The 22,197-nt window shown below is 61.0% G+C and carries 20 protein-coding genes; 14 read left to right on the forward strand and 6 right to left on the reverse strand.

Translation table 11 applies throughout. The features are described from left to right. Positions 1–29: 29 nt before the first annotated feature. The gene (locus M0D65_RS09325) at positions 30–488 is read right to left on the reverse strand and encodes a hypothetical protein (protein WP_266252401.1); all 459 of its coding nucleotides are present in this window, start codon (positions 486–488) and stop codon (positions 30–32) included. A gap of 39 nt (positions 489–527) precedes the next feature. On the opposite strand from M0D65_RS09325, the gene M0D65_RS09330 reads away from it, so the two are divergent. Beyond that, complete coding sequence (locus M0D65_RS09330) at positions 528–692, forward strand: hypothetical protein (protein WP_266252402.1); 165 nt, start codon at positions 528–530, stop codon at positions 690–692. Positions 693–817: 125 nt separating this feature from the next. Here M0D65_RS09330 and M0D65_RS09335 read toward each other — a convergent pair whose 3' ends face one another. Continuing rightward, positions 818–2,161 carry a substrate-binding domain-containing protein gene (locus M0D65_RS09335; protein WP_266252403.1) on the reverse strand — a complete coding sequence of 448 codons (1,344 nt, stop codon included), beginning with the start codon at positions 2,159–2,161 and terminating at the stop codon, positions 818–820. Between the two features lie 634 nt (positions 2,162–2,795). Next, the gene (locus M0D65_RS09340; protein WP_266252404.1) at positions 2,796–4,127 is read right to left on the reverse strand and encodes a substrate-binding domain-containing protein; all 1,332 of its coding nucleotides are present in this window, start codon (positions 4,125–4,127) and stop codon (positions 2,796–2,798) included. A 609-nt stretch (positions 4,128–4,736) separates the two neighbouring features. Between M0D65_RS09340 and gspF the strand changes: the two genes are divergently transcribed. The 6 genes from gspF (at position 4,737) to M0D65_RS09370 (ending at position 9,607) form a co-directional block, all read left to right on the forward strand. Beyond that, entirely contained in the window at positions 4,737–5,954 is a 1,218-nt protein-coding gene (gene gspF, locus M0D65_RS09345; RefSeq protein ID WP_266252405.1) for a type II secretion system inner membrane protein GspF, read from the forward strand. After that, a complete protein-coding gene (gene gspH / locus M0D65_RS09350) occupies positions 5,954–6,451 on the forward strand; it encodes a type II secretion system minor pseudopilin GspH (RefSeq protein WP_266252406.1) in 498 nt (165 codons plus the stop codon). The genes gspF and gspH overlap by 1 nt, the downstream gene beginning before the upstream one ends. Before the next feature lie 179 nt (positions 6,452–6,630). After that, positions 6,631–7,365 (forward strand): secretin and TonB N-terminal domain-containing protein, encoded by a 735-nt coding sequence (locus M0D65_RS09355; protein ID WP_266252407.1) that lies wholly within the window; start codon positions 6,631–6,633, stop codon positions 7,363–7,365. Positions 7,366–7,371: 6 nt separating this feature from the next. Then, complete coding sequence (locus tag M0D65_RS09360; RefSeq protein WP_096723982.1) at positions 7,372–7,920, forward strand: RNA polymerase sigma factor; 549 nt, start codon at positions 7,372–7,374, stop codon at positions 7,918–7,920. A gap of 7 nt (positions 7,921–7,927) precedes the next feature. Further along, the gene (locus tag M0D65_RS09365; RefSeq protein WP_266252408.1) at positions 7,928–8,935 is read left to right on the forward strand and encodes a FecR domain-containing protein; all 1,008 of its coding nucleotides are present in this window, start codon (positions 7,928–7,930) and stop codon (positions 8,933–8,935) included. Positions 8,936–9,244: 309 nt separating this feature from the next. Next, complete coding sequence (locus M0D65_RS09370) at positions 9,245–9,607, forward strand: DUF4880 domain-containing protein (RefSeq protein WP_266252409.1); 363 nt, start codon at positions 9,245–9,247, stop codon at positions 9,605–9,607. 185 nt (positions 9,608–9,792) lie between these two features. Here M0D65_RS09370 and M0D65_RS09375 read toward each other — a convergent pair whose 3' ends face one another. After that, positions 9,793–10,617 (reverse strand): hypothetical protein, encoded by an 825-nt coding sequence (locus M0D65_RS09375; RefSeq protein WP_266252410.1) that lies wholly within the window; start codon positions 10,615–10,617, stop codon positions 9,793–9,795. Positions 10,618–11,942: 1,325 nt separating this feature from the next. On the opposite strand from M0D65_RS09375, the gene M0D65_RS33100 reads away from it, so the two are divergent. Continuing rightward, a complete protein-coding gene (locus M0D65_RS33100) occupies positions 11,943–12,011 on the forward strand; it encodes a hypothetical protein (RefSeq protein ID WP_367619327.1) in 69 nt (22 codons plus the stop codon). A gap of 479 nt (positions 12,012–12,490) precedes the next feature. Here M0D65_RS33100 and gspK read toward each other — a convergent pair whose 3' ends face one another. Further along, positions 12,491–13,507 (reverse strand): type II secretion system minor pseudopilin GspK, encoded by a 1,017-nt coding sequence (gene gspK, locus M0D65_RS09385; RefSeq protein WP_266252412.1) that lies wholly within the window; start codon positions 13,505–13,507, stop codon positions 12,491–12,493. Positions 13,508–13,540: 33 nt separating this feature from the next. Continuing rightward, complete coding sequence (locus tag M0D65_RS09390) at positions 13,541–14,113, reverse strand: hypothetical protein (protein WP_266252413.1); 573 nt, start codon at positions 14,111–14,113, stop codon at positions 13,541–13,543. A gap of 718 nt (positions 14,114–14,831) precedes the next feature. Between M0D65_RS09390 and M0D65_RS09395 the strand changes: the two genes are divergently transcribed. From M0D65_RS09395 to M0D65_RS09420, 6 genes are all read left to right on the forward strand, one after another. Beyond that, positions 14,832–16,493: a ShlB/FhaC/HecB family hemolysin secretion/activation protein gene (locus tag M0D65_RS09395; protein ID WP_266252414.1), complete on the forward strand. Its 1,662-nt coding sequence runs from the start codon at positions 14,832–14,834 to the stop codon at positions 16,491–16,493. An 89-nt stretch (positions 16,494–16,582) separates the two neighbouring features. Next, positions 16,583–18,397, forward strand: coding sequence for a DUF2341 domain-containing protein (locus M0D65_RS09400; protein WP_266252415.1), 1,815 nt, complete (start codon positions 16,583–16,585; stop codon positions 18,395–18,397). 19 nt (positions 18,398–18,416) lie between these two features. Beyond that, positions 18,417–18,839: a biopolymer transporter ExbD gene (locus M0D65_RS09405; protein WP_096723962.1), complete on the forward strand. Its 423-nt coding sequence runs from the start codon at positions 18,417–18,419 to the stop codon at positions 18,837–18,839. A 16-nt stretch (positions 18,840–18,855) separates the two neighbouring features. Continuing rightward, entirely contained in the window at positions 18,856–19,551 is a 696-nt protein-coding gene (locus M0D65_RS09410) for an energy transducer TonB (protein WP_266252416.1), read from the forward strand. Between the two features lie 117 nt (positions 19,552–19,668). Continuing rightward, positions 19,669–21,480, forward strand: coding sequence for a putative porin (locus tag M0D65_RS09415; RefSeq protein WP_266252417.1), 1,812 nt, complete (start codon positions 19,669–19,671; stop codon positions 21,478–21,480). Positions 21,481–21,491: 11 nt separating this feature from the next. Next, positions 21,492–22,178 (forward strand): hypothetical protein, encoded by a 687-nt coding sequence (locus M0D65_RS09420; protein ID WP_266252418.1) that lies wholly within the window; start codon positions 21,492–21,494, stop codon positions 22,176–22,178. The last annotated feature ends 19 nt before the right edge of the window (positions 22,179–22,197 follow it).

A 22,197-nucleotide genomic window follows, 5' to 3' on the forward strand; every position in this document is an offset into this window, starting at 1 on the left:
AGATGTGCGTCGCCAATGATCGAGGGAGATCAGCGGCCAGCGAAGCCACCCGCAACACCACAGAGTTGCGAATCATCGATGTCGAGGGCGTCATTGCTCGTGTTGCTCAGGAAGTTCTCGACGATCGCCGTCTGGAAGCTCGATGAAACGGTGTTGAAGCCGTTGCCCCGTACGATTGATGCGAAGCTGGCGTTTGTATAGTGGTCGGTCAGGAAATCCAAAACGGCCTTTGAAACATCCGGGTTGGCATAGCATTGGCTGAGGATGATCTGACTCGTCCCCGAAACAGGGTAACCGGACGCAGGATTGGCGAGGCTCGTATAAGCAGCGCCAGAGACCGGCACCCACTGGGTCGGATCGGCAACGGCAGTCGCGGTGGACGGCGGAGCGATCGAGCCCAGCGCGGTCGTCGCGTTCCCTGCCGTCGGCGCGTAGTACGTGCTGTTCTTCGAGTTACACGGATGGAAGAACGACGGCGTGTTGCTCACGAACGCGTTCTGGCCAGCGCCGGAGTCAACCGAGTAATAGTGAACGTTGCTTCGCTGGTGCCGAACAGACCGATTTCGGTGGTCGTGCTGCTGATGTTGCCGAGCATCGGTGCAACGATCGACGAACCGCCGCCTTGCACGAGAGGCCCTGCGGCCGTCGCAGCCGATGCGCCGATAGTCGAGATGGTGAGAGCCAGGACCTGACAGATTTAGCGCTTGCTGGATTTCATTAGAATTTCCTTGAATGAAAACAGTCGCTCAAAAAAAACCGCGCCCCGATCTTCCGGGGCGCGGCGATACAGATTTGTGCTGTCTGCGGTTGAGACAGATTAACGGCCGGGGTAGAGGTTCGCAGTACCGCAGAGTTGCGAGTCGCCGATATCGAGCGAGTTGCCGCTCGTGTTGCTCAGGAAGTTCGCGACGATTGCCGTCTGGAAGTTCGACGGGACGGTGTTGAAGCCGTTGCCCTGCACGATCGATGCAAAGCTGGCGCTCGTGTAGTGGTCGGTCAGGAAGTCGACCACGGCCTTCGAAACAGCTGAGCTGGCGTAGCACTGGCTGACGATGATCTGGCTCGTACCCGAAACCGGGTAGCCGGATGCCGGGTTGGCGAGGCTCGCGTAAGCCGTGCCGGAGACTGGTACCCACTGGGTCGGATCGGCAGCAGCAGCAGCGGTCGACGGCGGAGCGATCGAGCCAAGCGCAGTCGTCGCGTTTGCCGCCGTCGGCGCGTAGTACGTGCTGTTCTTCGAGTTAAACAGGCTGGCTACAGCAAGCGCCGGCGATGCAGTCGAGCTCGACGGTGCGAGGAACGTGTTCGCATAGTCCGGGCTCAGGTAGGCAGCAGCGGCCGGGGCACCTGACGAGCTTTGCAGCGCGAGCAGAGCCGTGCGGACACCACCACTACCCGTTGCGCCCACGAAGTTTGACGGCACGCCCGACGGGAATGCGGTCGTGTTGGCGAACGTCAGTGAATCGACGAACGTGACACCGGTGGCTGTGTTCGTCGAGTTGCAGACGTTTGTATTTGCCAGATGGCGCGTCAGGAGTTCGCTCGTGCCGCTGCTGTCAGCGCGGTAGACCACCGTAATCGGCTTGCTAGTCGTGCTGTAGGCAGAGCCGGTTTCGGGATTGATGACGGCATTCCAATCCTTGATCTTGCCGGAGAAGATGCCGCACAGATCATTGTCATTCAGCGAGATGCTGTGGGCCTGGCCCGGGGTCGTTTGCGGCGTGGCCGTGCTGGTGACAGCCGGCGCGTTGATCAGCGGAATCGTGATTGCCGTGACGATGTACGGAATCTCGATCACCGGACCGTCGGTGGTGCCGAGAGTGCTGTTGTTATAGTTCGTGACCTGTGCTGTGGTCAGCGCAGCATCGCTGTTCGCGAAGTCGACCGTGCCCGTGACGCCCGTACCGAAGAACGACGGTGCGTTGCTCAGGAATGCATTCTGACCGGCGCCCGAGCCGACCGAGTAGTACGTGAACGTTGCTTCGCTGGTGCCGAACAGGCCGATTTCGGTGGACGTGCTGCTGATGTTGCCGAGCGTCGGTGCGACGAGCGACGAACCGCCGCCTTGCACGAGGGGACCGGCAGCCATCGCGGCCGATGCGCTGATGCTCGAAATGGCGAGAGCCAGGACCTGGCAGATCTTGCGCTTGCTGGATTTCATTAGAATGTCCTTAAACGAAGATAAAAGGGAAATCTGTTACCTGTAGCTGCGACCGGATGCTGGTTTGGCCGCCGGATTACTTTAGGTGAGAATTGGAAAGAAATTATGAAGTTTTCGTATCGAATGCTACGGAACATTTTTTGTGATTTGATTTAAGTTCGTGCACTGAAACGATGATCGATGTACGAAAACGATATCGGTGTGAATTGAGGGCGGCGCGTCAACCTGCGCTGGAGCGCCGCGCCAGTACCGACAGTGGAAAGGTCGCCATCGGGAAGCGTCGCGCCTGGTACGATCCGACCTCCATTTGTGCGGCAATTTGATGGCAAATGCTACGAACCATTTCTGTCATATGCCAAAAACATTACCGCCCCGCAGCCGGCTTGCTTACTCCCAATAGCCAGGATTGAATGAACAACACCGGGTGAATACCATCGGCGAAGATCTTTATATCTGAATATTCACGTGGTCGAATGAAAAATGCACGAATTGAATTCGCAGGCCGCCTGAAGAAATATCGCAGAACTTCTGATATGCAATGGATGCTGAAGCCTTGGGGGAGACGGCTCGAAGCCGCGACCCGAACTTCCGGGCCGCAGCGATACCTACGTGCGTTGTTTACGATCGCGACAAATTAACGGCCGCTGTACACAGGACCACAGAGTTGCGAATCACCGATGTCGAGAAGATTGCCGCTCGTGTTGCTCAGGAAGTTCGCGACGATTGCCGTCTGGAAGTTCGACGGGACGGTGTTGAAGCCATTGCCATGCACGATCGACGCGAAGCTGGCGCTCGTGTAGTGGTCGGTCAGGAAGTCGACAATAGGCTTCGAAACGGTCGAACTCTTGTAGCACTGGCTGACGATGATCTGGCTCGTACCCGAAACCGGGTAGCCGGAGGCTGGGTTGGCGAGGTTTGTGTAAGCCGTGCCGGAGACCGGTACCCACTGGGTCGGATCAGCGGCGGCAGTCGCGGTGGACGGCGGAGCGATCGAGCCCAGCGCGGTCGTCGCGTTGGCTGCCGTCGGCGCGTAGTACGTGCTGTTCCTCGAGTTAAACAGGCTGGCCACAGCAAGCGCTGGCGATGCAGTCGAGCTTGACGGTGCGAGGAACGTGTTCGCATAGTCCGGGCTCAGGTAGGCAGCAGCGGCTGGGGCGCCTGACGAGCTTTGCAGCGTGAGCAGAGCCGTGCGGACCCCGCTGCTACCCGTTGCACCGACGAAGTTTGACGGCACGCCCGACGGGAACGCGGTCGTGTTGGCGAACGTCAGTGAATCGACGAACGTGACGCCAGTGGCCGTGTTCGCCGTCGTGCAGACCGCGTGCAGATGGCGCGTCAGGAGTTCGCTCGTGCCACTGCTGTCAGCCCGATAGACGACGGTAATCGATTTGGGCGTCGTGGTGTACACAGAGCCGGTTTGGGGGTTGATGACAGCGTCCCAGTTCGTGATCTTGCCCGAGAAGATCCCGCACAGGTCATTGTCATTCAGCGAAATGCTGTGCGTCTGGCCCGGCGTCGTTTGCGGCGTGGTCGTACTCGTGACAGCCGGCGCGTTGATTACCGGAATCGTGATCGCCGTGACGATGTACGGAATCTCGATCACCGGACCGTCGGCGGCGCCGAGAGCGCTGTTGTTATAGTTCGTGACTTGTGCCGTCGTAAGTGCAGCATCGCTGTTCGCGAAGTCGACCGTACCCGTGACGGTTGTACCGAAGAACGACGGCGCATTGCTGAGGAACGCGTTCTGGCCGGCGCCGGAGCCGACCGAGAAGTACGTGAATGACGCTTCGCTGGTACCGAACAGGCCGATTTCGGTGCCTGTCTTGCCGATGGCGCCAATCGTCGGTGCAACGAGCGACGAACCGCCACCTTGCACGTTTGGACCTGCAGCCATCGCGGCCGACGCCCCAATACTCGAAATAGTAAGAGCCAGAACCTGACAGATCTTGCGCTTGCTGGATTTCATGTGAATGTCCTTAAACGAAGATAAATGGGAATTCTGTTGCCTGTAGCGCGGCGGCCGGATACCTGGCCAACCGCTGAATTACTCTAGGTGAGATTTGGAAAGGGATTATGAATTTTTAATAGCAATGAATCGGAACATTTTGGCACTTCGATTTTAATCAGTGTCCAGTGGCGGTAATCGTTGCGGGTTGATAAATTTCAAAATGAAAGAAAGACAAACCCTGTATGGACAAGCGCCGCCACCAGCAAGGAAAGTAGCTGGAATTCGACGTGTGCGTAATTTTCAGAACTTCACTCCAGAGTCAATTTGATGGCAAATGTTACGGACCATTTCTATCGAGCTGTGATAATCGCAATCATTCTTGAATTAACCAGCCCATTCTCAAGAGGTGGATCGATCGATTAGAAAATCGCGAATATAGATATGTAGATGTTTAAACATGCAACCGTTGCATCTGATTGAATAAAGCAACCACAATTTTCAATTTACTGAACACCCACAAAAAATGTTACTCAACATCCGTCACAATTCTGATCCACTTCGCTGCTTAGTCTTGCCCCACCGCTAGAACACTAAAACCCAAGTGACCCACGTGACGGGAGGCTAAAGATGTCGGCGTTTCGCTACGAAGCAGTCAACCCCACGGGCAAGATGCTAAGAGGCGTGCTCGAGGCCGACAGCGCGCGCGCTGGTCGCGGCCAGTTGCGCGCGCAAGGATTGACACCGATCGTCGTCGAGCTAGCCGCATCGCGCCTGCACGGCGAGCGCAGCCAGCGTCTCGCACTCGGCAAGAAACTCTCGCAGCGTGAGCAGGCTATCGTCACGCGACAACTCGCAAGCCTGCTGATCGCAGGCCTACCGCTCGACGAAGCGCTTTCAGTGCTGAGCGACCAGGCCGAGCGCGACTACATCCGCGAGCTGATGGCCTCGATTCGAGCGGAAGTAGTAGGCGGCCATTCGTTCGCGAACGCACTGGCGCAACATCCACGCGATTTCCCCGACATCTACCGTGCGCTCGTCGCAGCGGGCGAGCACACCGGCAAGCTCGGTCTCGTGCTGTCGCGGCTCGCCGACTACATCGAGCAGAGCAACGCGCTGAGACAAAAAATCCTGCTCGCGTTCACCTATCCTGCGGTCGTCACGATGATCGCGTTCGGCATCGTCACGTTCCTGCTCAGCTACGTGGTGCCACAGGTGGCGAACGTGTTCACGAGCACCAAGCAGCAACTACCGCTCCTCACAGTGATGATGCTTGCGCTGTCAGGTTTCGTGCGGCACTGGTGGTGGGCAGCGCTCGCAGGTGCCGCGATGACAGCATGGATGGTGCGCAAGATACTGTCACAACCACGCCCGCGACTCGCATTCGACCAGTGGCTGCTCACTGCACCGCTCGCAGGCAAGATCGTCCGCGGCTACAACACAGTGCGCTTTGCAAGCACCCTCGGCATCCTGACAGCAGCAGGCGTACCGATCCTGCGCGCACTACAGGCCGCAGGCGAAACGCTAAGCAACCGCGCAATGAGCGGCAACATCGACGATGCAATCGTACGAGTCCGCGAAGGCACCTCGCTCTCCCGCGCGCTAGGCCATACGAAAACGTTCCCACCGGTACTCGTACACCTGATCCGTTCAGGCGAAGCAACCGGCGACGTCACGACGATGCTCGACCGCGCCTCCGACGGCGAATCACGCGAACTCGAGCGCCGCACGATGTTCCTCACGAGCCTGCTAGAGCCGCTGCTCATCCTCGCAATGGGCGGCGTAGTCCTCGTAATCGTGCTAGCAGTGATGATGCCGATCATCGAACTCAACAGCATGGTCCAGTGATGCAAAGCCCGACGCCCAAAAGCGCGAGGACCCGGCGCAACCAGCAATCCGGCTTCACGCTACTGGAAATGATGGTCGTGCTCCTGATCGTGGGCATGCTCATCGCCGTGGTCACGCTGATGCCGTCGAGAAACCGCCGCACCGATCTCACTGAAGAAGCACAACGCCTGGCAAGCCTGCTTGAATCGGCCGGCGACGAAGCCCAGGTCCGCTCGGCACCGGTTTCCTGGCAACCGATGGGCGGCGGTTACCGTTTCGCCCAGCGCGCCGAAGACGGCAAATGGCAACCGATGACCGACGACCTCTTTAAGCCACATCGCTGGGGCGCGGAGGTAACGGCCGTATCGATCCGCTACACGGACGGCGCAGCGGTCTCACGCGTGGTGCTCGGCACGGAGAGCATGGAGGTACCGGTCACGATTGCATTGTCGTCGGGCACAACGCGGGTGCTTGTAGTCGGCACAGGCATCGGTAATTTCATCGTACGAACGCCATAACACAGCGCAAGCACCAGCAGCATCTACCGTTTTTTAAAGCACCTCCTCGCCTCTACGTCACTAGGCTGTCACAGTCTTTTCCTATTGTTGGACGTTCGCTTCTGACTGGCGCCATTTCACCGGGGCGGCGCCATCCGGCAGGGCGTAGCCTCGCAGCCTCACTATCCGACGATTGACTCATGAGACGTTCATGGACGCCGAACGGCGTCCTGGCGCTAATCGCATGCCTGTTGTTTACCGTCTTGACCACACGCTGCGCCGAAGCACAGGAAGGGGAGCGGGACAGTCATCCGTCCGCGGTGCATTTCGATCTGCCCGCTCAACCTCTGGCTCAGGCATTGCAGGCTTTCGCGCATCTGACGGAACTGGTTGTGCTCGCACCTGCTCCGCTGCTGGAAGGGCGTACGAGTGCAGCGGTGAGCGGCGACTTCACGCCGCGCGATGCACTGGAACAGATGCTGGTGAGCACGGGACTGCACGCGGAATTCATGGGTCCGGACGAGGCGATCATCGCGATGCAGCCGGCCGAACCGGCAGCACCAGTCGCCGACAACGCGGCGGCGAGCGCCGTGCAACCGGACGACGGGATCGGTGCGAACGAGGAACAAAGGAATTACGCGGGACTGCTGCAGACGCGTCTAACCGATGCGTTGTGCGCGCAGCCAGCGGCTGTGCCGGGCAACTATCGGCTCATTGCACAGCTACGTATTGACAACAGGGGGGCGGTGGTGGCGGTCAATATGGTGGCATCGAGTGGCCTTGCGTCTCGCGACGCTGTAATCGTGCGTGCCATGCGCGCGCTGAAACTCGATTCGGCGCCGCCGCGCGATTTGCCGCAGCCCGTGACGATCTGGCTGCGTCCGGTGGATGGCCGCGTGCATATCCGTTGTCCACAAACCGGCGCGGGGAACTAGCCGGTCATGTCCGATACCAGTCGTTCCCAGCTCAGGCATATCCTGGCGTCGCGCTACACATACCTGGTCAGGCGGCTCGAACGCGTGACCGGGTCGAAGGACGGTGCCGCCGACGCGCTGCACGAAACATGGCTGCGTCTGGAAAGCGCGAACGTTTCCACGCAGGTGGCGAACGCCGACGCGTATATTCTCGGCATGGCGAACAACGTAGCCATCGATCAGCATCGCCGCGAGCGGCGTCATACGCACGAGGACGATGCGGACCCGCAGTTCGAACAGCACGACGAACTGGCCGACCCCGAACGCATCGTGGCCGCACGACGCAAGGTGGACGATCTGAAGGAAGTGTTGCGTGGCCTGACGCCGCGACGTCGGGCGATTCTGCTTGCCGCGCGCGTGGATGGACAGTTGAACCGCGAGATCGCCGAGCGTTTCGGTATTTCGCTGCGTCTCGTGGAAAGCGAGCTCAGTGCTGCGATGAAGTATTGTCTGCAGCGTATGCAGGACCCGGGCGAATCGCTCCCGGATTCGAGAAGCGGACCACGCAAATTTTGAGCATCTGATGATGAGGAAAGCCGAGGTCGATTCTGCAGCCAGCCGCGCGCTCGATGAAGGGAGCGCGTGGCTGTTGCGCTTGCGCTCGGAAAAGAACGTAAGCCCTGCGGATGCCGCGGCCTTCCAGCAATGGTGTGCCGACCATCCGCAGGCAGCGGGGTTGCTGCGCGATACATGGGGTGCGTTGGGCACCGCCGCCGCGGAAGTGGCGCGGGAAGAGCGCGCGGCCGGCACCGCGTGGACAGGCGAGCCAGACCGGACCGTCGCGATCCGCACTGGCCGGCGTGCATTCGTCGGTTTCGCTGTGGCAGCGGGCGCATCGTGGCTCGCGCTTCGTCCGCCGATGAATCTGTGGCCAGCGGTGACCGATCTCTCGTCGGACTACCGGACCGGCACCGGCGAGCAGCGTCGTGTGACATTGTCTGAGCGCGTGACGGTCGAGATGAACACGCAGACGCGACTGGACGTTCTGCCCGTGAGCACCGCCACACGCGGCGTGGAACTGCTGGCCGGCGAAGCGGAAATCAACGCGGTCGCACCGTCGCCGACGCGAGCCGAACCCGCGCGGCTCGTCACCGTCGTCGCGGGACCAGGCCGCATGCAGGCGCAGGTCGCACGCTTTAACGTGCGGCGTACGGGCGACGAAGTTTGTGTCACCTGCATTTCGGGTTCGGTTGCGCTCGATCATCCGCGCGGACGTGTGATGCTCGCCGCCGACGAGCAGGTGGTCTACGACGATCGCGCGGTACGGCCTGTGTCGCGCGTCGATCCCGGCGCTGTGATTGCGTGGCGTCGCGGTGTGCTCGTGTTCAACGGCGTGCCGGTTTCCGAGGTCGTCGACGAGATTAATCGCTACCGGTCGGGGAAGGTCATCCTTCGAAACGCCGCGCTTGGCGAGAATCGTTTGCAGGCGCAGTTCCCGATCACGCGGCTCGACGATGTGATCGACATGCTCGGCCGGCTCTACGGTGCGCATGTGACGAAGTTGCCCGGAAAGATTGTCTTGCTGAGCTAACTCGCTTTCAATGGCGGTGACGCTGGCGTTATACCAGCCGCATACTCATCGCCTTACCCATCGGCGATTTCAGCCGATCCGGGCTACGGCAAAGATTTCATCGATCACAGCACTTGCCGCTGCTGCGTCGTTATATCTGCGGGTTACGCCCGTTCCATACGACTTGTATACGAGAGCCGACGATGTTGTCGCTACGATATGCGGCCGGCATAAGCCACGTTCGCAGATGTGCACGGCAATGCACAGCATGGCGACGTCGTGGATTCGCTACGGGATGCGAGGGCGTCCGTTGCTCCAGACGGAGGCGTAATGACGACGAAAGCTTCACGGCCTGGGCCGGCCTGCTTCGACGCGCAGTCGACCGTCGAGGACATCCGCGCGGAAACACGCGAGGAGATTCGCGAGAGCGCCATCCGCTGGCTGCTCTGGCTGCGTTCAGGTAACGCAGGCGAAGCCGACTTCAAGGCGTTTCGGAAATGGCGAACACAAAACGCGGAGCATGCGCGGGCGGCACACGAAGTTGCGTGGGTCTGGCGCATGCTCGGGTTGCTCGCTCGCAAGGAGCGCAACGCGCGTGACGATAGATCCTCCCGCACGTATTCACATCCACCCGCCGACGAAAAACCACGTGTATGTTCGCGCTCGCCACGCGAGGGCCGGGTGCGCTCGTAGTGAACGGTCGACGCACGGCCCGCACCGCCCGGGCAAGCGACGTACCGACTCTTCGAAACAAACATCGAAAGAAAATATGCGGGTTAAGCGTGGTCGCTACGACCTAGTTTATGTGAGACGAATTTGCGTGGCGTCGCTTGTAGGCCGGATCGTACGCGGTGTCCGGCACTTTTAAGCCGGCGCTATCAGGAGCGGGATTCCGTCCGGGCGCTCGCGCGGGCAGCGTTCCAGGTCGCGTCAAGCGGATCGTCGGTACTGTGGTAGGGCTCGAGCAGAAACGGAAAACGCTCGACGAACGATGCGGTTTTTCGCAAGGCAACGATATGGTTGACCGTCCATTGCAGCAAATCGCTTCCTTGCCGGATCTGCTCCGCGCTCCAGCTGGGCATCGTGGCAAACAGTTCGGCAAAGCTGCTCCAGCGCGACGCACGGTCATTGCTCGCGGGCTTGAGATAGGTGTTCATGCAGATGTCGTCGCTATCGGTCATGACGCCGACGAACAATCCATTCAGGCCCGGCACACCAACCTGTTGCCATTTCTCGGCAAGCGCGAGCGGGCGCATCACGCGGGCCAGCACGAATGCCACGCTGGTTTCGTGTCCGATCTCATCAACCGACATCACGCCATTGCGTTGCATGCATCGCGCGACGGCATGCGGTTTGATCACGCTGCACGCAAAGCTGCGCAATACGAGTTCCGGCACGGTGACCTGCAACTGGAATTCGCGCAGTCCGTGTTCGGCGCTCATCGTCGAAAAGTTTACAAACAAACCTTCGATCTGACCGAGCACACCCACATAGGGATCGATGCCGAGCCGCGCGAGCTTGGGCGCGACCTGACGCTCGAGCAGCCGCAGCAGATTGCGCCGGTTGCGGGTGCCGGTGAAGTTGTCGAGACACGTCGTGATGATCGCGCTGACTTCTCCGCGACGCTCTTCAGAAAACATCCGGGGGGACCGGTTCAGGTCGAACCTGGCGCGGCCGTGGGCCACGCGTGCATCTACGAACATGCAGGGTCCTCAATGGGCTCGAACTGGCTGGGGCGAGGATAGCACGCAGCAAAATGAACAGCGTGAAGACATAAAGGCGAGGACGGGTGACGTACAGGCAAAACACAGGCGGGGCAGGGATAGTCGCGGCGATTCTGCCGCAAAGCGGCGTAACCTGGGGGATCCGTGGAAACGCTTTGCCAAACAGCGACGAGGCAATCACGTGATACGCACAATTATGGAACGATTTGTCGAGCATAGCCCGATGGCAGTCATGGCCAGGCTCGTCATGCAATGCGGGCTGCACGCGGAGTGGCTGGACGATTCGTTTGAAAGAGGCGAGGAACAGGACTGCGAGGCGACGCGCGAGCAGCTGTTCTCGATGACGGCCAAAGCGATGGTTGCGATCGCAACGCCTGGGCAGCGGACGCATCATTTGCCCGCAGGCACATCCACCGAGTTCGGCGCGCTCGTCACGTCGCTGCACGACAGGATGAGCCGTCTTCAGAGTAGATGGAGCAGGGGGCTCGTTAAGGAGAGCGCCGCTTTGCTGGTGCCCGCCGCCTTGCCGCGCGCGGAGCAGTCGCCGGCGACGGTGGCCGGTTACCGGCTCAGGGTGCTGGATGGCCGCCGGATGCCATTGGGCATGCAGTGCACGCCCGGGCCTGAGGGTTGCACGCATGTCGTGACGGGCAACGATGCCGGACGCGATGTAACGCCGCAGCCGCGCATGCTGCCCGTCTACGATCCGGATCTCGGCATGATCGTCGATCTCGTGCCTTGTGAGCGCGGCCATATTCATGAGCGCGCGTTCCTCGGGGCGTATCTGGAGTCGCTGCAACCGGGCGATCTGTGGATCGTCGACGGCCGCTTCAATACGAACGCGATACTTTCCGGCTGGCCGCGTCGCGGTAGCGCGTTCATCGTGCAGGAACATGGGTGCGCAGCTGCGTACCGTGAACTCGACGCACTGCGCGAAACGGGGCAGCTCGACGATGCGCCCGTGTTCGAGCAGACCGTTGGCATCGACGATGGGTGCGGTGCGTCGCTGGTTTTCCGGCGGATCGAATGGCGTCGTAACGGCGCCGCTACCGCTAACGATGCGGACGCAACCATCCGCATTCTGACGAACGTACCGGCTTCGCATCTCGACGCGCTGCAGATCGTCCGTTTGTCGTGCCGGCGCTGGAGCGATTCGTTGCCACTACCGATGGATGCGCTGTTCGACTGCGCGATGGCTGCCGCCGTACCGCCGCGTGCAATGCCGCTAGCGAGCAGCATCGTCGCCGTGGCGTACAACGTGCTCAGCGTGATGCTTGACGCGGTGCGAAGCACGCTCGGGCTGGATGCCCACGATCTCGAAGGACTGCCGTTACATATCGCCACCGGCATCGAAGCGGCCTACGGCGGCATGATGATCGCGCTGCCGCCCGAGAACTGGCGGCGCTACGATCAACTGCCTGCAGCGGAACTGGGTCAGATCGTGCGGCGTCTCGCCGTGCACATCGACCCGCGCAGCGAGCGCAGAAGACGGCAGGAAAACAAGCTGTCGGCGAAATCGCAGGCAAGGTTGCGCGCAGGCACTGTCGAGCGGCTTCTGCATGGCGACATGGAACTCGACGCGTTGGGTCCGTTCCGGCTGCCCACCATCGCGATGGCAACGCGCGATTTCAGCAGCAATCCGTCCAAGGCGTTGCGGCATGCCGGCGAAGCGCTGGTGATGGTCACGAAATATAACCGGCCAATCGGGTTGCTCGTCTCGATCGACAACTGGAACCGTCTGCTCGGTGAAGTGCGTGAATCGAGTCTCGACCGGCTGTCGCTCGACTATGCGGCGTTTGCGCAGATGACGGGGCCTGCCGCGTTCAGCGAGCCTTCGCTGAACTAAACGGGTCTAGTCGACGAGCCGGTGGGCCCAGATAACGGCTGTCCAGCTGTAGTTGCCGATACCGTAGCGCGCGATCAACGTGTCGATACGAACGTTGATCCGCGCAGAGTGAATGCGGCAGTGAACGATGAAATATCCGCTGTTCACTCCGACTATCGATCCATCGGGGAGTGCCGCGCTCCCCTCGCCTGGCACAAGCGCTTCGGCAATATCGCCGGTGCTGACGAAGTAGGCCGTGTTGCGGCGCTCGACGAGTCTGCGTGCCTGGCTGTCCGATAGCGTTGGAATCGCGGCCATCAGAACCGGTGCTGCTGCGGTATTCGCGTTGACCGTGGTGAAGTCGGGCAGGATCGTGACGAACGGCGTGAGCGTTTCTATCGTATGTGCGTCGTAGCCCGGCACGCGGGCGAGATCGACGGTTGAAACGAGTTGCAGCGGCCAGTCGCCTGCGCTGTTCGACTCGCGCAGGGAGCTCAAGATGTAATCGGCGGTTTGCTTCGCGAGCGCCGGGTCGATCGACAGCACCCCAAGCAACCTGCGATAGGCAAGCAGACCGTCGCTATTGACCTGCCAGGGCTTGCCAGGCGCAATGCGCGACACGAGGTTCATCAGATTGAACTTCATCTGTGCGTCTTCTACCTCGCCGGAGATCTTCGCGCGCGACAGTTCCGCGTTGACCGCGGTCGCGGCGGGAGGCATGAAGTCGGCCAGTTGTACCTCGGTTGCCGGGGCCGACCACGGTTGTCCGTTGTACGTCACGTTCGAGGTAATCGTTTGCGCGCGCAATACTGCGCGCGCCCATTCCACGGCCGCTCGTTCGGCCCACATCGTTTCGACGGCGAGGCGCTGGTTTTCCACGTCGCGCGTGGCAACCTGCTGACGCCACATCACGCTCGCGGCAAGCACGGCGGCGAGCGCAACGATCAGGAGAACGGCCACGATGGCGATACCGCGCTCGCGCCGCGCCGCTGCCGTCCTTGTCGTCGTCCTTCCTGCCGTGCGGCGGGATGTGCCCTCGTGCATTTAACGGATCCCGCGGGAATGAAGTGATTGATCTCAGGCTTCGAAGGCGAGCCATGCGTGCAGGATGCTGGCATGCGCAGATGACGATATGCCGACACCCGCAATGAGACCGGCCGCCCACAATGCGATGACTGTCGACGGCGTGCCGTGCGTCCCGACCGCCAGCGGACCGACCAGGCCGGTGATCGCGTTGGTCGCCCAGAGCACGAGCGTGAACAGCGCGCAGCACATCGGCATGCTGACGGCAAAGTAATAGAGCGTGACGTCGCGTCGGCTGGTGAAGCGCGCGCGGTGATGGCGCTGATTCGTGAGCAGGATCGCCAGCCCGTTGGCGAGCGGCACGATCGCCATGGTGGCGGGCCAGAACCACGGTTGATCGCTGTGCGGGTTGATTGTCAGCAGGATGCCGATTGCCCAGAACGGTGGCGCGAGTAGCGTCAGCGTGATCCAGGACAGCAGGTGCCAGCGCAGCCATGGCGTGCGCCAGTACAGCGGTGCCGGCACATGATTGCTGGTGGAACTGTCGCGCGGCAAGCGGCCTGACGTCGTGGGTACGGCGCTCAACCTTCCCGCAATTCGTCGCAACAGCATCGTAATGATCAACATAGGCCTGCTCTCCGTCTGCTTTGTCCGTGTACTTACTATTAAGACGTTTAGACGACGCGTATGCCGCACGATCGAATTTGAGTATTGGCGCGGCAGTTGGTCGTACGGATAGCGTGCACTGTTTTTCCCGAGGTATGCCTCGCGACGGAGTCATGCAAGCGTCACATTTCATTTCTACGATACGTCGTCAGGTTTTGTAATGGGTGCCATCGCGTGTCATCAGGCGCCGTCGAGGCCTGCCGCAGTCGCACATCGTTTTTCCCCATCTATCTTCCCGCCCAGAGTTGCCTGCTTCCCGGAGGTCGGCACGGAATCATTCTCGCTTTGCGCTTTCGCGGTAGCCGATCGACTCGTGCGATGCCCGGCATTTCGCGGAATCGTTCTGTCAGCAAAACCAGGTATCGAACGCGTTTAAAAATATGCGGGTTATGCGGATTCGATTCGTCCTTAACGATAAGAGCCTTGATAGCGGATTCGACGAGCCGCGAAAACAAGATGTGGGACGCTGACCGATTCAGTTTTTGACGTGTGGGTGTTGTGTCATCGACTGACTGCAGCGAATAGCGGCGCTAGTGATCTTGATGAACCTCATCGCCACCTTCTTGTTGAGGATGGCGAATTATATGTCACTGGTCTGTAACGAAATTGTGTTAACGGGGCGGCGTCGTTGGGCGTTCCCGTGGCAGCAATGATCTGGATCAGAAAAGGGGAGTGGCGCATGCCGCCAAGAGCAGACGGGGAACCACACGAACACAGGCGCCCTGCGAGGCACCAGTGTCTAGCAGGTGTGGTGCTGATTAGCGGGTTGAGTCTTACGGTTGGCGTTCGTGCGCAGCAGGCTGCCGATGCGGCGCCGGCTGCACAGCAGGCATCGAATGTGCCGAGAACGTTCGATCTGAATGAATTCATCGTGCGCGGCAACACGAAGTTGCAAAGTGTCGACATCGAAAAGGCCGTGTATCCGTTTGAAGGACCGGGCAAGACGATCGACGACGTGAACGCGGCACGCGATGCACTGCAGAAGACGTATCAGGACAAAGGCTATCAGTCGGTCGTAGTGGAGCTTCCTCAGCAACAGGTCAAGGATGGGGTGATCGTGCTACAGGTCGTCGAGGCGAAGGTGGGGCGGCTGCGCGTGGAAGGCGCGAAGTACAACTCGCCGCAAAACATCCGCGACGCGGTGCCGGCGCTCGCCGAAGGCAATGTGCCTGACTTTACCCAGGCGCAGCAGCAGCTCACGGATCTGAACCGCTCGGCCGATCGCCAGGTAATCCCTGTGCTGAAGCCCGGCGCGTTGCCGCAAACCGTCGACGTCGACCTGAAGGTCGACGATCACAGCCCGTTGCACGGCACGCTCGACATGAACAACGACAACAGTCCGGGCACTTCATCGCTACGGACTAGTGCAACGCTCAGCTACTCGAATCTCTGGCAACTCGGGCATGTTCTTTCGGGAACCTATCTGATCGCGCCTCAGCATCCCAACGATGCGCGCGTGTACTCGTTCTCATATCTGGCACCGCTGAAAGACTCGCACTGGAGCTTTCTCGCCACTGTTATTCACTCGGACAGCAATGTCGCGTCGCTCGGTAACGTGAGTGTGCTCGGTAAGGGCACGACCTACGGGTTCACGGCGATCTACACGTTGCCGGGCTCCGACACTTATGCACAGTCGGTCAGCGTCGAGATCGACCGCAAGCACTACGACGAAGTCGACTCGTTGCCGGGGTCGACCTCGAGCGCACCGCTGACTTACGTGCCCGTGACGATTTCGTACAACTCGCAGCTGAGCCTGAAAAACTCGCAGACCGCTTTCTCGGCGTCGCTCACGACGACGATTCGCGGTATCGGCAGCGACGGCGCGGCGTGGGACAACAAGCGCTACAACGCGACGCCGGACTTCGTGTACGGCAAGTTCGACATCAATCACACGCAGCTCTTCAACCACGACATCCAGGCCAACGCGCATGTAAGCGCGCAGCTCGCGAGTGCGCCGCTGGTGTCGAGCGAACAGTTCGCCGCGGGTGGCATGAACAGCGTACGCGGCTACATGCAGGCCGAGGACACGGCAGACAGTGGCGTGATCGGTTCGCTCGAACTGCGCAGCCCGTCGCTGACGAAGTACCTCGGCGGTGCGGTGGGAAGCCAGATCAACGAGTGGCGCTTCCACGCATTTATCGATGCGGCGCATCTGTGGCTGCTGAGCCCGCTGCCTGAACAGACCTCGAGCTTCAACCTGTTGAGCGTCGGCGTGGGTACGCGCTTGCAGCTACTCAAGTACGCGAGCGCGGATTTCGAAGCGGGCTGGCCGCTGAAAGCGGGCGTCTACACGAAGCAATACAGCCCGCGTTTCGATTTCTATGTCCGGCTGGGCTTCTGATACGCGATGGCGCCGATGACCTTGAACGATTTTCAAATCTGTTGTGCCGGCGCCCGGAGCACGGGCCGGCTTATTCCGGGGAGTGGATTGTGAAGCGAGCGTTATTTCTCTTTCTGTCGGTCGTAACGGTGCTGCTGGGTTGCGTGCCGGGCGTCGCCAATGCATGGTGGCAAAACGACTGGTCGTACCGCAAGGCCATCACGATCGACACGAGCCCGAAGGGGGCGAACCTCGCGGAATCCGCCGGTCGCGTTCCGCTGCTGATCCGTCTGCACTCGGGCAATTTCCAGTTCGACGGGCTCGAGGATAACGGTGCGGATATCCGCTTCGTCGCCACCGACGATAAAACGCCGCTGAACTATCACATCGAGCAATACGACGCGGTGCTCGGTGTGGCGCTGATCTGGGTGGATGTGCCGCAGATGCCTGCGGGCGCCACCGAGAACATCTGGATGTACTACGGCAACAAGAAGGCGCCCGACGGTGGCAAGGCCGCCGAAACATTCGATCCGGACTACACGCTCGTGTATCACTTCGATGGCGCAGCAGGTACACCGGCGAAAGACGTGACCGCGTACGGCAATAACGCGCAGAACGCGTCGGCGAAGACCGTCGAGGACGGCATCATCGGCAAGGCGGCGAAATTCGACGGCACTACACCGCTGAACCTGCCGGCCAGTCCGTCGCTCGCCGTGAGCGCAGGTGGCAGCTTCACGTTCAGTGCATGGGTGAAGCCCGCGGCGCTGGCACCGAACACGCTCATCTACGGTCGCCGCGATGGCGCGAATGCGCTGCTGATCGGGCTCGATAGCGGTGCGCCGTTTGCCGAGATCGATGGTGTGCCCGGTAGCACGGCGCCCGTGCGCACGCCGGCTGCGCAGCCGGTGCCGGCAAACCAGTGGACATACCTCGCAGTGACGGCCGATGGAAAGAACCTGACGGTCTATGCGAACGGCAAGCAGGTCGCTCAGGTTGCGGCAACGTTGCCCGCGCTGACCAGCGCCGCCACGGTGGCCGGCGACGCAGCGGGCTCGACGGCAGGCTTTGCGGGCTTCAACGGCACGCTCGATGAACTACGCCTGTCAAAAGTAGCGCGCTCCGCCGCACTGATTTCACTCGACTCGTTCTCCCAGGGTTCGGAATCGAAGCTCGTGAATTACGGCGCCGACGAAAAGCAGTCCGGTTTCGGCTTTGGCTACTTCGGCGTGATCGTCAAGTCGGTGACGGTCGATGCGTGGGTGGTCATCGGCATCCTGCTGGCGATGGCGGCGATCTCGTGGGTCGTGATGTGGAACAAGGCCTCGTACGTCGGCACCGTCGACAAGGCGAATAACTACTTCGTGCAGCGTTTCCGTGAAGTAGCGGGCCGGCACCTGGTGGGACTTGCCCATGTCGACGAGAAGAGCAATGAAGGTCGACGCCTGTACCAGTCGTCGCTGTATCGGCTGTACAAGGCGGGCGTTCATGAAATTCACAGCCGGGTAGACGGCAACGGACGCACCGTCATTACGACGGAATCGATCGAAGCGATCCGCGCATCGATGGATGCGACGCTCGTGCGCGAAAACCAGCGTCTGTCGAAATCGATGGTGCTGCTGACCATCGCGATTTCCGGCGGCCCGTTCCTCGGTCTGCTCGGCACCGTGGTCGGCGTGATGATCACGTTCGCCGCGATTGCCGCCGCGGGCGACGTCAACGTCAACGCTATCGCGCCGGGTATCGCGGCCGCGTTGCTGGCAACGGTGACCGGTCTGTTCGTCGCGATCCCCGCGCTCTTTGGCTACAACTATCTGTTGATCCGCAACAAGAACGTGACCGCGAACATGCAGGTGTTCGTCGATGAATTCGTCACGCGTCTCGCAGAAGCCCATCGTAGCCCCGATCACGCACTGGCTGGCGACTGACCACACGGAGAGCTTCACCATGCAGGTTCAGGACGACGACAAGCCGTATGACGACATCAACATCACACCGATGCTCGATCTCGCGTATGTGCTGCTGATCATCTTCATCATCATGACGACCGCGTCGGTGCAGGGCATCAAGGTGGACCTGCCCAAGGCAAGTTCGGCAGCGAGTCTCGCGAAGCCGAAGACCAAGGCGATCACGGTCTCCGATTCGGGGCAGATTTTCCTCGACGCGTACCCCGTGACGATGGACGAACTCGAAAACCGCTTGCGCACCGAGAAGGCGACGAATCCGGAATTCCCGATCGTGCTCAAGGGCGATTCGACCGTGGCGTACCAGAAGGTCATGGACGTACTCGACCTGTTGCGTCGACTCGATCTGTCGCAGGTGGGACTCGTGACCGGCAAGGCGCAGGCCGGGTCGGGTGCGGGCGGCTAGGGGACACGCGATGGAAATGACCTACCCCGACGGCGGTCCCGGCGACGGCCCTGGCCGCTTCATCAAGCCGGTAGTGATCGCACTGATCGTGATCAGCTTAGGGGCGCTTGTCTGGCACTTCGCCAGCGACACCGCAGGGGTAAAGCGCGCCGAAGCGCCGCAGGTGACCACCGTCATCCCGCTGCCGCCACCGCCGCCTCCTCCGCCGCCGAAGCAGAAGCCGCCGCCCGAAAAGATCGATGAGGTGAAGACACCGGTGGACAAGCCGACGGTCGCACCTAAGCCGTCCGAGACACCGAAGCCGTCGGACAACCAGCCGAAGCAGATGACGATGAACACGTCTGCGCAGGCCGGTACGGACAACTTCGGTATCGGTGCGGGCGATGGGTCCGGCATGGCGGGTAGCGGCGGTGGAGGCAAGTTCGGCAACGCGAGCTACGCGCAATACATGGTGTACACGCTGCAGCGCGCGATCGAGCAGGACAAGGGCGTGCAGGACGTCGGCGGAACACGCTTCGCGGGCAACCTGAATCTATGGATGGAGCCTTCGGGCCGCATTACGCGGGTGACGGTCGCGCAATCGACCGGCGACCCAAAGATCGATGCAGCCGTGATCGCCGCGGTCGAAGCACTCGGCCAGGTGGACGAACCACCGCCACCCGCGACGACTTACCCGGTGCTCGTGAAGTTGCTCGGGCGCAAGCCGGGTTGAAACGACATCGACACAGAACAGATCCACGAATTTCGAACCCAGGGGCAGTCCCGATGACAACGGGACAGTGCCGGTAAAAAAACAGCGGTTATGCGGAGAATCAGAATGATTGGCAAGATGAGCTTTCGGGGTGAGGGTACGCGCGGTGGAGGTAAGCACTTTCGCCGCTCGCGCATCAGCGTAGCGGTCTTCACACTCGGCATGGGATGCGCCGCCGTTGCGCATGCACAGTCGCTGGAAACGCAGGCGGGGAATGCGAAGGCTGCGCCGACCGAGAGCGTGGTGATCAACCTGATCAATCTGCTCGTCAAGCGCGGGGTGCTGACACAGGCCAATGCCAACGATCTGATCAGCGAGGCAAAGAGCGAGGCGGCGCAGGCGAAGTCGGCGAACGTAGCCGCTGCTTCGGCCACACGTGGCGGCGTAGCGGTAGTGAATGGGCCGACCCAGCCGGGCGACGTAGCCGTGCCGTACGTGCCGCAGATCGTGCGCGACCAGATCCGCGATCAGGTCAAGCAGGAAGTCGTCGCGCAGGCGAAGGCCGAAAACTGGGCGCAACCGAATACGTTCCCGGACTGGGTGTCGCGCATCAAGCTCGACGGCGATCTGCGTGTGCGTGACGAGTACCACTTCTACGGCAGCGGCAACGCGAACAACATCACGAACTTCGCCGCAATCAATCAGGCCGGCGGATTCGATATCAACGGAAACACGAACAACACGCAGTTTCCGACGCAGAACACGACCCAGAACCGCAACAACCTCGAACGCTATCGCGCGCGCTTCGGCTTGACGGCAACGCTGACCGACGATCTGAGCGCGGGCATCCAGCTCGCCACCGGCAACGATAACGCACCGGTCACGACGACTGCCTACGCGGGTAACAACTTCGGCAAGCAGAACATCTGGTTGAACAAGGCATTCTTCGCGTACAAGCCGACGAGCTGGCTCAACGTCGTAGCGGGTCGCTTCGACAATCCGTTCTTCACGTCCGACCTGCTGTTCTCGAACGATCTCGAGATGGACGGTCTCGCGTTCACCTTCAGCCACGATCTGCCCGCGAATCACGACGTCCGCCTGTTCGGCACCTTGGGTATCTTCCCGATCCAGTACTCGGCCAATGGCTTCCCGAACAACAGCACCGACAAGGTCGGTACCGATACGCGCTGGATGTTCGGCGGCCAGTTCGGCGCGGAGTGGAAGATCAACGAGCAGAACCGGTTGAAGGGTGCAGTCGCCTACTACGACTTCCAGAACATGCGCGGTACGCTGTCCTCGCCATGCGCGATCTATCTCGGCGCGACGAGCTGCGGCACCGACAACGAGGCCTGGGTGCCGGCCGACATGTTCGGCGGCAATACGCTGATTGCACTGCGCAACATCGTGCAGAACCCGAATCTCGCACCGGGCCTGACACCCGAGTCGCAGCTGTTTGGTCTCGCGTACAACTACCGCTTGCTCGATATCAAGGCGCAGTGGGATACGGTGCTGGCCGACCGGGTGAAGGTGCGGCTCGATGGCGAGTTCGTGCGCAACCTTGCGTACAACACGAACAAGGCGTTCAGCGCAGCGTCGCTGCCGGTCAACAACTACGACTCGACCTCGGCGAATGTGAACCAGGGCGACTATCGCAGCGGGCCGAACGGCTTCCTTGCGAAGGTCACGATCGGCGAGCCGGATCCGTCGAGCAAGGGGCAGTGGAACTTCACGATTGCGTACAAGTACCTGCAACCGGACGCGACGCTCGATGCATTCAACGACCCCGACTTCCACCTGGGCGGCACCAATGCGCGCGGTTATATTCTCGGCGCATCGTATGCGGTTGCACGCGATACGTGGCTCTCGGCACGCTACCTGAGCGCGAAGGAAGTGTACGGACCGCCGGTATCGATCGACGTGCTGCAGCTTGAACTGAACGCACGCTTCTGATGAGGCCATCGATGAAGACACGTCATCTCATCGTCGTATCGACTGGCCTGCTGTGCGGGTTGCTCGGTGCGGCAGGGCCGGCTTCGGCACAGAGCATCGAGGAAAAACTGCGCGCCGCGTTGCGCACGACCACCGAGCAGTTGCGGCAGATCGAGGACACGCAGGCGCAGTTGCAAGCGGACAAGGCGAGCGCCGAGCAGCAACGCGACAAGGCGCTCGCGGATCTGAAGCAGGCGCAGTCGCAGTTGGCGGCGACGCAGGGCAAGTCGAGCGGCGAAGCAGCGGCCCAGAGCGCGCTGTCCGCCGAGAAGGCGAGCCACGCGCAGGACACGCAGCAGCTCGCGAAATACAAGACCTCTTACGAAGAGTTGCTGGCGGTGTCGCGCACGCGCGATGCGGAGCGCACTCAGGCGCAAACCGACCTGAAGACGCGTGACACACAACTGCAAACGTGTCAGGCCAAGAATAGCCAGTTGTATCAGGTCGGGCACGATATTCTGAATGCATACGAACACGTGGGATTCGGCACTTTGCTCTCATCGCGGGAACCGTTCGCACAAAGTGCACGTGTGAAGTACGATGACATCGCGCAGCGCTACGGCGACCAGCTGTATGACGGCAGGTTCGACCCGGCGGCACGGCCGGCCACCGCAGCTTCGGCTACCGGTGCGGCGAGCACGTCGGCGGCGCAGAAGTGACCTTCATCGAGTACACCAC

The sequence above is a fragment of the Paraburkholderia sp. CHISQ3 genome (assembly GCF_030464945.1).
GTDB classification, from domain to species: domain Bacteria; phylum Pseudomonadota; class Gammaproteobacteria; order Burkholderiales; family Burkholderiaceae; genus Paraburkholderia; species Paraburkholderia megapolitana.